Here is an 11,642-nt window from a genome sequence, read left to right as displayed (position 1 = left end):
CGTCAAGAAACCGTAAAGGTTTTGGGCTCTCGAGGGTCGCCAGCCAGAGTTGCAAACGAGAGAAAACCAGATTTTGCGGTTCGCCCGCTGAGATACTTCAGGCGCCACTAAACAGACTGGCGGGTTCTGACGATGTCCGATGCCAAGCACGTTGTTCTTATTCATGGCGCGTGGAGCCGCGGGGAGCAGTGGGTTGCCGCGCGGGCTGCATTTGAACAGCGTGGTTACACGGTCCACACCCCGACACTGCGCCATCACGAATTGCCTTTGGATGAGGGTGCGATGAAGGTCGCGCCGCTGAGCCTCGGCGACTACACGTACGACCTGGTTGGCTACGTGAACGCGCTGGAGTCTCCGCCGCTTCTGGTGGGCCACTCCATGGGCGGGTTGCTGGCGCAACTAGTAGCTGCACGCACGCACCACGTTGGCTTGGTGGCGGCATGTCCCGCTCCGGCGGCGGGGATATTTGGTACGACCGCCACAAACCTGCGCATGTCCCTCCCCTACTTCCTACGGCCACGCCCCTGGGCCAAGCCGGTGTATCCCCCGACGCCGGAGCGATTTCGGCGGTGGATTGCCAATACCCAGACCGAGAAGATCGCCCGCGCACTGTATTCCGACTTGGTCTGCGAATCCGGGCAGGCATACTGCGAAATGGCACTCGCGGTGGCAAAGCTTGCCAAGACCACCGTTGTCGACTTCGCGGCCGTCAGGACTCCTGTGCTGGCCATTGGAGGTGAATGCGACCGCATCGTTCCGGCGGGAGTCGTGCGCCGGACGGCAGCCCGATATGAAAACGGCACCTCGGTCGAGATTCCCCGGGCCGACCACATGGTGTTTTTGGGGGAGTCGCAACCGGTCACCATGGGCCACATCGACGCCTGGATTGCTACAAGTCCAGTAGTTTTCGCCGCCCACTAGGCGACTCGCATCCGATGGGCAGCCCGGAGGCGCGCTTAAGAAAAATGCCATATCAGATTGTGCAGCAACGTAATTCGCGCAAGGCGCTCGCCTCGTTGGGCAAAAGCTAGACGCGAATAATGATCAAGCCGGCGACGCCGTCGAGCGGATCGAAGTCGCCGTCTTGCGTCACCACCGGTAGCCCCCGGGAAGCTGCAACGGCCGCGATCCAAAGGTCGTTGATACGGACCCGACGACCGTTCTCTGCCAGGTGAATTCGAAGTCGCGCCCACATGCGCGCGGCGTCGTCATCGATCGGTAGGGCGACTAAGTCGGCGATCGCATCAAGTGTTGCCAATCGTTGCGCCCGAACGTCGCTCGAGACAGCCGCGAGAACGCCGAGGTTGAGCTCGGCCACTGTGACCACGGTGGTCGCCACTTCGTTCGGGACTAGCGATACATCAAGTGGGCGACCACTTTCCCGTGCAATAAATATTGAGGTGTCGAGCACGCCGGCGGAGGTCACAGCAGCGGACCGAGGTCGTCGGTCGTATCACCTGCCAATTCGGCGAGTTGCTGACGTAGGGCCGGATCGGCTTGGGCGCGGGCAAGCCTGCGCAGCAATTCGTCTCGACTCAACCATCTGGTCCGGGTAGGCCGCAGGGCGGTCAGAAGTGCCACCGGCTTGCCTTTGACGGTAACCGTGACATCTTCACCCGCCTGAACGCGCCGTAGCAGCCCCGCAGTGTCATTGCGGAGTTCTCGGGAGGCTACTTCGGACATGCTACGATCGTAGCACAATTGTAGCCCAGTGGGCCGTCTTCATTTCCCACCAAGCGCGTCCCGGACACGTCCCTGCGCCCGTTCCAGCCGTCTGGCGGCCTCGTCCGCGTCGACGCCCGCCAGCAGCGCGACGATCGCGGTCTTGGCGTGACCGCCCGCGGCGGCGAGCGCAGCGGTCGCGGCCTGCTCGTCGACGCCGGCCGCGTCGCGAACGATCCGCACCGCGCGGCGGCGCACCTTGGCGTTGGTCGTGCGGACGTCGACCATGCGCGGCCCGTAGGCCTTGCCGAGCCCGATCATCACGCTCGTCGAGAGTGCGTTGAGCGCGATCTTCTGGGCGGTCGCCGCGGTCAGCCGGGTGGAGCCGGCGAGCACTTCGGGCCCGGTCAGCAGCTCGATTACCACGTCGGCCCGCGCCTCGCTGCCCGCGTTGTTGACCACCGCGACGCTCAGCGCGCCCGCCGCACGTGCGTACTCGAGCGCGCCCAGCACGTAAGGCGTGCGGCCCGACGCGGTGATTCCGACGAGCGCGTCAGCGGCGGTCAGATCGGCGAGATCGGCGGGGTCGAACCGGTCTTCGGCACCCTCGATCGCCTGGGTCAAAGCCGCCGGGCCGCCGGCGATCACGCCGTGCACCAGGTCGGTGCCGAACGTCGGGCCACATTCGGCCGCATCGAGCACCCCAAGCCGGCCGGCCGTCCCGGCACCGGCGTAGAACAGGCGGCCGCCGATCTCCAGCCGCGCGGCGACCGCCTCGGCCGCCGCGGAAATCTCTGGAACCGCCGCGCCGACCGCGGCAGGCGTCTCGCCCTCGGCCGCGACCAGCAGCGCTACCACCTCGCCGATAGGCCACGTGTCGAGATCGTCCAGGCCTGGCCGGACCGCTTCGGTGGCGAGCGCGTCGAGGCCATGCACGGCAAGGGATTTGGAGGCCGACTGCACGCGGATCACATGTGGCTCGTGGATCTCTCGCAGCCGCAGCGCGCCGTCGAGAGCGTCGCCGGCCGCCGCTACGAGATCGAGGTTTTTTCGCAGCACGTCGAATCGGGCCAGACCGCCGACCATCGCCACCGGACCATCCCCGGCCGCGCGGGCAGTCGCGGCGAGCGCCTCGGCGGCGGCGCCGACGATCTGCGCCGCCACGACGTCATGCTGGGCGGCAAGGACGTCGGGCGCGAAGGACGCGACCGCGGCGGAACCGGTGAGCTGCGCGGGCCAGGCTTGCGGTGCGCCGAACCGGGCGCGGGCGGCGTCGAGCAGCGTGGTGGACGGGCCGCGGCCGTCGTGAGCGCGCAGCGCCGCTCGTAGTCCGGCGGCGCCGATCCACGCGCCGCCGCCCTCGTCGCCCAGCCACGGGCCCCAGCCGTCGACGGTCCGCAGCCCGCCGTCCGCCCCGATCGCGAGCGCCACTACACCGGTACCCGCGATCAGCACCACACCCGGCTCGCCGTTCAGCGCGCCGGCGTGCGCAATCACGGCGTCGCTGGTCACAGCGACACGCTGGGCCCGCAGCGAGAGCAGCAACGCATCGCCCAGTGCGCGAGCGGCTTTCGGAGCCGTCAGTGCGCCGGCGGCGCCCACGATCACCTCGTCGGCCGGACCGAGCTCACGCGCCAACTCGTTGACCAAGGCCAGGATCGACCTCTCCGCGGCGCGCACACCGCCCGGCTCGCTGAGGCCCGGCGCTCCCGCCCCCTCGGCCCTGCGGCCGCAGAGCGCGGCCCGGCAGGACGTCTTGCCGAGATCGACCGCGAGGATCACCGCACCATCGTTTCACGGCAGCCCGGCTCGCGAGCAGACGCAGAATCGCCTCAAATTGCTTGATTTTGGGCGATTCTGCGTCTGTTCGCCGGAAGAACTAGTCGCGGACGGCGGCCAGGATGCCGTCGCCGAGTGGTATCAGCGCAGGGGTGAGCCGCACGTCCTCGGCGATCAGCCGCGCCGCCTCGCGGACCGCCACGACTTCGGCGTCGTTCGCCGCAGGATCACCGGCACGCCCGCCCAGCGCCGCCCGGTGCACCACGATGACCCCGCCGGACCGCAGCAGTCGCACCCCCTCGACGACGTAATCCGGCTGGTCGACGGGGTCGGCGTCGATGAACACCAGGTCATAGGAGTCGTCGGCGAGGCGGGTTAGCACATCCTGGGCCCGGCCGCTGATCAGCCTGGTGCGCGACGGGCCGATCTCCGCCTCGGAGAATGCCTGCTTGGCCAGGCGCAGATATTCGGGCTCGATGTCGATCGTGGTCAAAACGCCGTCGTCGCTCATGCCGGACAGCAACCACAGTCCGCTGACTCCCGCGCCGGTGCCGACCTCGGCGACGGCCTTGCCGCCGCTGAGCTTGGTCAGCAGGCTCAGCATCGCGCCGACCGCCGGTGTCACCGCCCCGGCGCCGATGTCCATCGCGCGCTCGCGGGCGGTCACCAGGATCGCGTCTTCGGATATCGACCCCTCGGCGTGTGCACAGAGTGACTCGGCTCGGCCGGGGGCCGCCTGGGTGGGGCTCTCGAGGGTGACGTCCATGTCCGCAGCGTAGGTCCAACTGCCGTCGGGATCGGGCAGGCGCGCCTGAAATCGGGGCCGTGGTGTCGCGCGCTGGACACGCCCGAATCCCGAAACGCGACGAACGTCACTTCGTGAGTGAAATTCCCTGGTTGGCGCCGGTTACGATATGGTTTCTCAGCTAAACCTCAGGGTGTTCCTATATCGCCCACACCCCGGTACGCGACCGTATCCGTATGGAACGCGGCGGTCGCTGGTCCCGGGATAGAGGCGGGATTACGCCTGGGAATTCCGGGAATACGCAGTGGCAGCAGCGCGTTCCCGCTGTCGAACTGCCGAGCCCGGATGGCGAGGCAAACTCGGAGGACTTGATTATCACCACCTTGAACCCCACCACCATGTCTCACCCCCAGGTGATCCGTGACGACGAGTGGGCGGAAGTGCTCGACCAGCCACACGGCACCGCCGTCTTCGACGCCACCGGAGACAAGGCCACCATGCCTTCCTGGGACGAGCTGGTGCGCCAGCATGCCGACCGGGTGTACCGGCTGGCCTACCGGCTTTCCGGCAACCAGCAGGACGCCGAGGACCTGACCCAGGAGACCTTCATCCGGGTTTTCCGGTCGGTCCAGAACTACCAGCCCGGAACCTTCGAAGGCTGGCTGCACCGCATCACGACGAATCTGTTCCTGGACATGGTCCGCCGGCGCGCGCGCATCCGGATGGAAGCGTTGCCCGAGGACTACGACCGGGTCCCAGCCGACGAGCCCAACCCCGAGCAGATCTACCACGACTCGCGACTGGGCGCTGACCTGCAGGCCGCACTGGACTCGCTGCCGCCGGAGTTTCGCGCCGCGGTCGTGCTGTGCGACATCGAAGGTCTTTCCTACGAGGAGATCGGCGCGACCCTCGGGGTGAAGCTGGGCACGGTGCGCAGCCGCATCCACCGCGGTCGTCAGGCCCTGCGTGACTATCTGGCCGCACACCCCGAACGCGACATGCCCGCCGACCCGGTGCTGCCTAAGTCCGCGTAGTCGATCCGAGACCGGCTGGCGACGCGGTCGGTAGCCCGGGCCGCTGATGCTGGGGATTTACCGCTTCGTGCTGGGGCTGAGCCGTGCGCCGCGCTACATTCGACATAGGCGTGGCAGCGAAAGGAGCCGGTAATGGCCTACCCGGGCAACGTGGGACACGTGTTCCGCCGGGCCTTCTCCTGGCTGCCCGCGCAGTTCGCCTCGCAGAGCGACGCGCCGGTTGGCGCACCGCGCCAGTTCGGCTCCACCGAGCATCTGTCCACCGAGGCGATTGCCGCGTTTGTCGACGGTGAGCTGCGGATGAATGCACACTTGCGCGCCGCCCACCACCTGTCCTTGTGTCCCGACTGCGCAGCCGAAGTGGACGACCAGAGCAGGGCGCGCGCCGCGCTGCGCGACTCGAACCCGATCCGGATCCCCAGCACGCTGCTGGGACTGCTCTCGGAGATTCCGCACTGCGCGCCGGAGGACACCCCATCGCTACCCGGCCCGGTATCCGACAGTTTCGCCGACAGAGATCCGCGCAACCACCGTAAGCGCCGGTAGCTTGGCGGCTTTTCCTGAGCGTTCCGGGGCGCACCTGGACCGGCTGGCGCGCACTCATGCCGACCCATCCCGGACCATGGATACTAGGGTGGACACGGACAACGCGGGTGCCTGCATATGGCCGCTTCGACGGCGTGTCTCGAGCGTTGAAAGAACCATCCGGAAGAGGGCTGAGAAGAGGGCAGAGTGACCTCCGACCAAGGCAACAACAGCGGTCAAGACGGCGGTAGCCGCCTGGCGCCGCGCCCGGTATCCCGGCCTCCGGTGGATCCCGCATCGCGTCAGGCGTTCGGTCGTCCCCAGGGGATCCAGGGGTCCTTCGTGGCCGAGCGCGTGCGTCCACAGAAGTACCGCGAACAAACTGAATTCCGGCCCCACGATCCGGAGGCCGACCCGGTATTGGAGGAAGCGTTCAGCCGGCCCTTTCCGGGCGCCGAGTCGCTGCAGCGCCACCCGATCGACGCCGGTGCGCTGGCCGCCGAGAAAGACGGTGCCGACGAGGACGGCGAAGACCCGTGGCGGGACCCGGGCGCGCCGGCCGCGCTGGGCACACCGGCGGTAAAGCCGCCGGTATCTCGGACCGCGCTCGGGCAGGCCGGCAAGCTTGGCGTGCGAGACGTGCTGTTCGGCGGCAAGGTGTCCTACCTGGCCCTGGTAGTCCTGTTGCTGATCGCGCTGGTGATCGGTGCGATCGGCGGCGTGATCGGTCGCAAGACGGCCGAAGTCGTCGGCGCGTTCACCACCTCGAAGGTGACGTTGTCGACCAGCGGCAACAAGGAAGGACCGGCCGGCCGTTTCACCAAAGTGGCCGCGGCGGTTGCCGACTCGGTGGTCACCATCGAGTCCAAGAGCGACCAGGAGGGCATGCAGGGCTCGGGCGTCGTCATCGACGGTCGCGGCTACATCGTCACCAACAACCACGTGATCTCCGAAGCGGCAAACAACCCCAGCCAGTTCAAGACCAAAGTGGTGTTCAACGACGGCAAAGAGGTGCCTGCCACCCTGGTGGGGCGCGACCCCAAGACGGACCTGGCCGTGCTCAAGGTCGACAACGTCGACAATCTGTCGGTGGCCCGCCTCGGTGATTCCGACAAGGTTCGGGTCGGCGACGAGGTCCTCGCGGCCGGAGCGCCGCTGGGGCTGCGCAGCACCGTCACCCACGGCATCATCAGCGCCCTGCACCGTCCCGTGCCGTTGTCCGGCGAGGGCTCGGACACCGACACCGTGATCGACGCCCTGCAGACCGACGCGTCGATCAACCACGGCAACTCCGGCGGCCCGCTGATCGACATGGATTCGCAGGTCATCGGCATCAACACCGCCGGAAAGTCGTTGTCGGACAGCGCGAGCGGGCTGGGCTTCGCAATCCCGGTCAACGAGATGAAGCTGGTCGCGCAGACGCTGATCAAAGACGGCAAGATCGTGCACCCGACGCTGGGGATCAGCACCCGGTCGGTGAGCAACGCGATAGCCTCCGGCGCGCAGGTCGCCAACGTGAAGGCCGGAAGTCCCGCGCAGAAGGGCGGCATCCTGGAGAACGACGTGATCGTCAAGGTCGGCAACCGCAAGGTCGCCGACGCCGACGAGTTCGTCGTCGCCGTCCGGCAGCTGACCATCGGGCAGGACGCCCCGGTAGAAGTTGTCCGCGAAGGCCGGCACGTCACCCTGACCGTCAAACCAGACGCCGATACCAGCTAGATGTTCGCCAACGTCGGCTGGGGGGAAATGCTGGTGCTCCTGGTGGTCGGATTATTGGTCCTCGGCCCCGAGCGCCTTCCCGGTGCCATCCGGTGGACGGCGGGTGCGTTGCGGCAGGCCCGCGATTACCTCAGCGGTGTGACGAACCAGCTGCGCGAGGACATCGGGCCGGAGTTCGACGACCTACGCGGGCAGCTCGGCGAGCTGCAGAAGCTGCGCGGCATCACACCGCGCGCCGCGCTCACCAAGCACCTGCTGGACGGCGACGACTCCCTGTTCACCGGAAACTTCGATACGCCCGCCGGTCCGGTTAACGGCGCTCCGCCCGTACAGCCGGTGCAACCTGCGCAGCCGCCTGCACCGCCTGACCGCACCCCGTTCGACACCGACGCCACCTAGCCGCCCGAGCCATCGAGACTGCGTCGAGGGCTACGTCCTGGCGCTGCGACGGGCGCTCACCGCAGTTTCGACGCCGTCAGCGCAGACTCGCCGGGCTGGCGCACGCCTGCGCTACCTAACGTCGGGTGGGGTCGAGGCCCAGAGACACGCCTGCCAGCCCCCGCCGTCGCGACGACAAGCTGTCGGCGATGCTGCGCAGTTCCTTGCCCACCGGTGAATCCGGCGCACTCAGCACCATCGGGACACCGGCATCGCCGGCCGCCACCAGTGCCGGATCCAGCGGAATCTGGCCCAGCAGCGGAACCTCGGCGCCGACCGCGCGCGACAGCCGCTCGGCCACCTGCTGTCCGCCGCCCTCGCCGAAAACCTGCAGCGTCGAGCCGTCCGGCAACCGCAGCCCGGACATGTTCTCGACGACGCCGACGATGCGCTGGCGGGTCTGTATCGCAATGCTGCCGGCCCGTTCGGCAACCTCCGCCGCGGCCAGCTGTGGCGTGGTCACCACCAGGATCTCCGCATTCGGGATCAACTGAGCCACCGAGATGGCAATGTCGCCGGTTCCGGGTGGCAGATCGAGCAGCAGCACGTCCAGATCGCCCCAATACACGTCGGCAAGGAACTGCTGTAAGGCGCGGTGCAGCATCGGGCCACGCCACACCACCGGGGTGTTGCCCTCGGTGAACTGGGCGATCGAGATCACCTTCACCTCGTGGGCGATGGGCGGCAAAATCATCGACTCGACCTGTGTGGGCCGGTCGCTGGTGCCCATCATCCGCGGGATGGAATGGCCGTGGATATCGGCGTCTAGCACGCCGACCGACAGGCCGCGGGCGGCCATCGCGGCCGCCAGGTTGACCGTGACGCTGGACTTTCCCACCCCGCCCTTGCCGGACGCGACTGCGTATACCCGGGTCAGTGAATTGGGCTGGGCGAAGGGAATTACGGGCTCGCGGGCATCACCGCGCAACTGCTTGCGCAGCTCGGTGCGCTGCTCGTCGCTCATCACGTCCAGGGTGACCCGCACGGCGCCTGTGCCGGGGACGTCGGCGACCGCTTGGCCGACGCGCTCGCTGATCTCGCTCTTCTTAGGGCAGCTGGCGGTGGTCAGGTAGATCGCCACATGCACGCCGCCGTCGCGCTCGACGTCGATGCTTTTGACCATCCCGAGTTCGGTGATGGGACGGCGTAGTTCGGGGTCGATCACCTTGCCCAGGGCGGCGCGGATGGCCGCGTTCAGGTCGGCGTTGGGGTGGGAAGCATCATGGCGGGACATCACCGCCGAGTGTAGGCGGCCCGGCTTTCGGCGGCTTGGCCAGCCGACCCGCCGTCTCAGGCGGGTGGAACCGGTGGCGGCTCGTTGGGGACGGCCGGGGCGGGCGCGCTGGGCACACCGGGCTGGCCGGCCGGCTTCTTCGGCGCCGGTGAGCCGTTGGGCGTGCCGGCGGCCGGGCTGACAGGCGGTGCGCCTGCCGGCATGTCGGCCGGGGGAGCGCCGGGCGGCGGCCCCAGCGGATCCACGGGCGCGGCACCGGCGGGTGGCGGTGCCTGGCGGACCGGCGGCGCACCGGCGACTGGTGGCTGCCCCATCGGTGGTGCGACGACCTCCGACGGCTGCGGGCTGGTGCCGGCGGGAAGAGGACCCGGCCCCGGCCCTGGGCTCTGCGAGCCGATGCAGATCAGCGTGCATCCCGGCGCAAGCGTCAGCGGTGCCGGCCCCTGCGTTGCCGGAGGTGCCATCCACGGGAACATCGGCTGCGTGCTGACGAGTTGAGTCTGGCCGCCGAGGTCGATCAGCTGCGTCCGCCCGGCAAACGGGTCGGTGTACGGCAGGCCGGTGTGGTTCAGCGGCAGGTTGGGCCCGAGGCCTTCCGGGTGCTCCAGGAATCCGTCGCCGATCGGCGGCGGCGGGCCGGTGATCGGCGGCAGGTCGACCGGGACCACGCCGGTGGCGTATGCAGCAGCCCACCCCAGCACGTTCTGCGCGTAGGCGACCGAGTTGTTGTACCGGAGGATGGCCGCCATGACCTGCCCGGGGTCGCGCAGGTTCAGCCCGCCGCTGCACAGGTAACGCGCCGCCGCGAGCGTCGAATCGAACAGGTTCTGCGGATCGGCTATGCCGTCGCCGTCGCCGTCGGTGGCATAGCGCGCCCAGGTGCCGGGCAGGAACTGCATGGGCCCCATCGCACGTGCGTAGGTGACGCGGTTGCCGGCGCTCTGCTGGACGATGACTTCATTGCCGGGCAGCGTGCCATCCAGCGCGGGACCGTAGATCGGGTTGAGTGCGGTGCCGCGCGAGTCGACGGCACCGCCGCCGGCGTGGCCCGACTCGATGCGGCCGATGCCGGCCAGCAAGTTCCAGCTGACGCCACATCCCGGGACGGCAGCGGCCATCTTCAGTTCGGCGTTGCGGTAGGCGGCCAGCGCCGTTTTCGGAATGCCCAGTGTCCCAGGCGCATTCACGACCGTCGGGGGCGGCGGCGCCGATATGGTGGCCGCCGCGACGTGGAAGCGGGCGGGCGCACGCGGGATCGCGACCACACCCGGGCCGGCCGGATTGGCGCGCAGATCACGGTGCGACGCCGTTACCGCGGCTACCGGGGTGACGGCGCGCACGGCCGGAGTTCTTCCAGGCAGCGGAGCCGGGGCGCCCCCGACCGCTGCGGCGAAAACCAATGGTGTGATGGCGGCGATACCGAATGCGGGTGTTCGCGTTGCTTGACGCGGCCACTGCCGCACGGCCGCGACGGCCGGGTGTGCAGCCCAGCGTCCCCCTATGCGCACTCGACCGTCCTTCAGTTGTGTTGAGCCGTCGGAAAACCGTGTCCGGTTAGTTACGGTTTCTTCTTAGCTTCGTGAACTAGATCACCATACATAACTCTTGTTACGGGAGTGGCGCAATGGGGGATTTGGTTCTCCCCTATTTCTTCACTCGCCGCTCCACATTGTCAGCTGCCCGCGCCGGGTGTTTGTCGGGCTCCGGCGGGTGCAGCTCGGCCAGCGCGGCACGCAGGTTTTCCAGCTCATGACGCAGGTAGTCGCGGGTCGCGACCTCACCGACGGCCAGCCGCAGGGCAGCCAGTTCGCGGGCCAGATACTCGGTGTCGGCCTTGGTCTGCGCGGCGCGGCGGCGATCCTCTTCCAGCGCCACCCGGTCCCGGTTCTCCTGCCTGTTCTGGGCCAGCAGGATCAGCGGCGCCGCGTAGGCGGCCTGGGTGGAGAAGGCCAGGTTGAGCAGGATGAACGGGTAAGGGTCCCACCGCCAGCGAACGGCGAACAGGTTCACCAATATCCAGGCCAGCACCATGATCGTCTGCAGCAGCAGGTAGCGGCCGGTGCCGAAGAAGCGCGCGATGGACTCGGTGATCTGACCGACGGCTTCGGGGTCCACCTGCAGCGAGAACCCGCGCGAAGCGCGCGGGGTGTAGAGCCGGCGTGGTGCGGTCGTTTTGCTCACTTGCCTGCTCCGGCTCTTCCGGTGGCGACGGTGCCGTTGACGTCGAGCTGCTGGGCATCCTCTCGCCAGTCGTGTGGCAGCAGGTGATCGAGCAGGTCGTCCACGGTGACCGCGCCCAACAAATGGTTCTGGTCGTCGACCACCGGCCCGCACACCAGGTTGTAGGCGGCGAAGTAGCGGGTGACCGAGGCCAACGGGGTCTCCGGCGTCAAGGTGAGCAGGTCGGTGTCGACGATTCCGCCGATCAGCTCGGCCGGCGCTTCACGCAGTAGCCGCTGTAGCGGCACGCAGCCCAGGTAGCGGCCGGTGGGGGTGGCGGTGGGCG

Annotated in this window: 13 protein-coding genes and 1 pseudogene; 5 read left to right on the top strand and 9 right to left on the bottom strand. The window is 68.3% G+C overall.

The window, feature by feature from the left end:
- Positions 1 to 132 precede the first annotated feature (132 nt).
- The gene (locus A5791_RS14515; protein WP_067237796.1) at positions 133 to 921 is read left to right on the top strand and encodes an alpha/beta hydrolase; all 789 of its coding nucleotides are present in this window, start codon (positions 133 to 135) and stop codon (positions 919 to 921) included.
- 106 nt (positions 922 to 1,027) lie between these two features.
- Here the strand turns inward: A5791_RS14515 and A5791_RS14510 are convergent, their stop codons facing one another.
- The 5 genes and pseudogenes from A5791_RS14510 to A5791_RS14495 all read right to left on the bottom strand — a co-directional run bounded on the left by A5791_RS14510 (position 1,028) and on the right by A5791_RS14495 (position 4,207).
- On the bottom strand, positions 1,028 to 1,426 hold the full coding sequence (locus tag A5791_RS14510; protein ID WP_197504695.1) for a type II toxin-antitoxin system VapC family toxin: 399 nt from the start codon (positions 1,424 to 1,426) through the stop codon (positions 1,028 to 1,030).
- The gene (locus A5791_RS14505) at positions 1,423 to 1,683 is read right to left on the bottom strand and encodes a type II toxin-antitoxin system Phd/YefM family antitoxin (RefSeq protein ID WP_067237793.1); all 261 of its coding nucleotides are present in this window, start codon (positions 1,681 to 1,683) and stop codon (positions 1,423 to 1,425) included. The genes A5791_RS14510 and A5791_RS14505 overlap by 4 nt, the downstream gene beginning before the upstream one ends.
- 39 nt (positions 1,684 to 1,722) lie before the next feature.
- Positions 1,723 to 2,598 (bottom strand): N-acetylmuramic acid 6-phosphate etherase, encoded by an 876-nt coding sequence (locus tag A5791_RS27730; protein WP_067237899.1) that lies wholly within the window; start codon positions 2,596 to 2,598, stop codon positions 1,723 to 1,725.
- Positions 2,599 to 2,712: 114 nt separating this feature from the next.
- Positions 2,713 to 3,444, bottom strand: a pseudogene (locus A5791_RS27725) (BadF/BadG/BcrA/BcrD ATPase family protein); the annotation flags it as partial.
- A gap of 97 nt (positions 3,445 to 3,541) precedes the next feature.
- Positions 3,542 to 4,207, bottom strand: coding sequence for an O-methyltransferase (locus A5791_RS14495; protein WP_067237790.1), 666 nt, complete (start codon positions 4,205 to 4,207; stop codon positions 3,542 to 3,544).
- 215 nt (positions 4,208 to 4,422) lie between these two features.
- Between A5791_RS14495 and sigE the strand changes: the two genes are divergently transcribed.
- From sigE to tatB, 4 genes are all read left to right on the top strand, one after another.
- Positions 4,423 to 5,220 (top strand): RNA polymerase sigma factor SigE, encoded by a 798-nt coding sequence (gene sigE, locus A5791_RS14490; RefSeq protein ID WP_067237787.1) that lies wholly within the window; start codon positions 4,423 to 4,425, stop codon positions 5,218 to 5,220.
- Between the two features lie 132 nt (positions 5,221 to 5,352).
- Positions 5,353 to 5,766 (top strand): anti-sigma E factor RseA, encoded by a 414-nt coding sequence (gene rseA / locus A5791_RS14485; protein WP_067237783.1) that lies wholly within the window; start codon positions 5,353 to 5,355, stop codon positions 5,764 to 5,766.
- 186 nt (positions 5,767 to 5,952) lie between these two features.
- Positions 5,953 to 7,464 carry a S1C family serine protease gene (locus A5791_RS14480; RefSeq protein WP_067237780.1) on the top strand — a complete coding sequence of 504 codons (1,512 nt, stop codon included), beginning with the start codon at positions 5,953 to 5,955 and terminating at the stop codon, positions 7,462 to 7,464.
- A complete protein-coding gene (gene tatB, locus A5791_RS14475) occupies positions 7,465 to 7,863 on the top strand; it encodes a Sec-independent protein translocase protein TatB (RefSeq protein WP_067237777.1) in 399 nt (132 codons plus the stop codon). It abuts the gene before it with no gap.
- Between the two features lie 115 nt (positions 7,864 to 7,978).
- Here tatB and A5791_RS14470 read toward each other — a convergent pair whose 3' ends face one another.
- The 4 genes from A5791_RS14470 to A5791_RS14455 form a co-directional block, all read right to left on the bottom strand.
- Complete coding sequence (locus A5791_RS14470) at positions 7,979 to 9,136, bottom strand: Mrp/NBP35 family ATP-binding protein (RefSeq protein WP_156661295.1); 1,158 nt, start codon at positions 9,134 to 9,136, stop codon at positions 7,979 to 7,981.
- Positions 9,137 to 9,192: 56 nt separating this feature from the next.
- Positions 9,193 to 10,644: a lytic transglycosylase domain-containing protein gene (locus A5791_RS14465; RefSeq protein ID WP_082966931.1), complete on the bottom strand. Its 1,452-nt coding sequence runs from the start codon at positions 10,642 to 10,644 to the stop codon at positions 9,193 to 9,195.
- Between the two features lie 136 nt (positions 10,645 to 10,780).
- Positions 10,781 to 11,317, bottom strand: a complete 537-nt coding sequence (locus A5791_RS14460) for a DUF1003 domain-containing protein (RefSeq protein ID WP_067237766.1) — start codon at positions 11,315 to 11,317, stop codon at positions 10,781 to 10,783.
- Positions 11,314 to 11,642 (bottom strand): CBS domain-containing protein (locus tag A5791_RS14455; RefSeq protein WP_156661293.1); only part of this gene is annotated, 329 nt, incomplete at its 5' end. The genes A5791_RS14460 and A5791_RS14455, both read right to left, overlap by 4 nt.

Origin of the sequence: Mycobacterium sp. 852002-51163_SCH5372311 (genome assembly GCF_001667115.1) — a bacterium.
Taxonomy (GTDB): domain Bacteria; phylum Actinomycetota; class Actinomycetes; order Mycobacteriales; family Mycobacteriaceae; genus Mycobacterium.
This window is presented reverse-complemented; position numbering and strand designations above follow the sequence as displayed.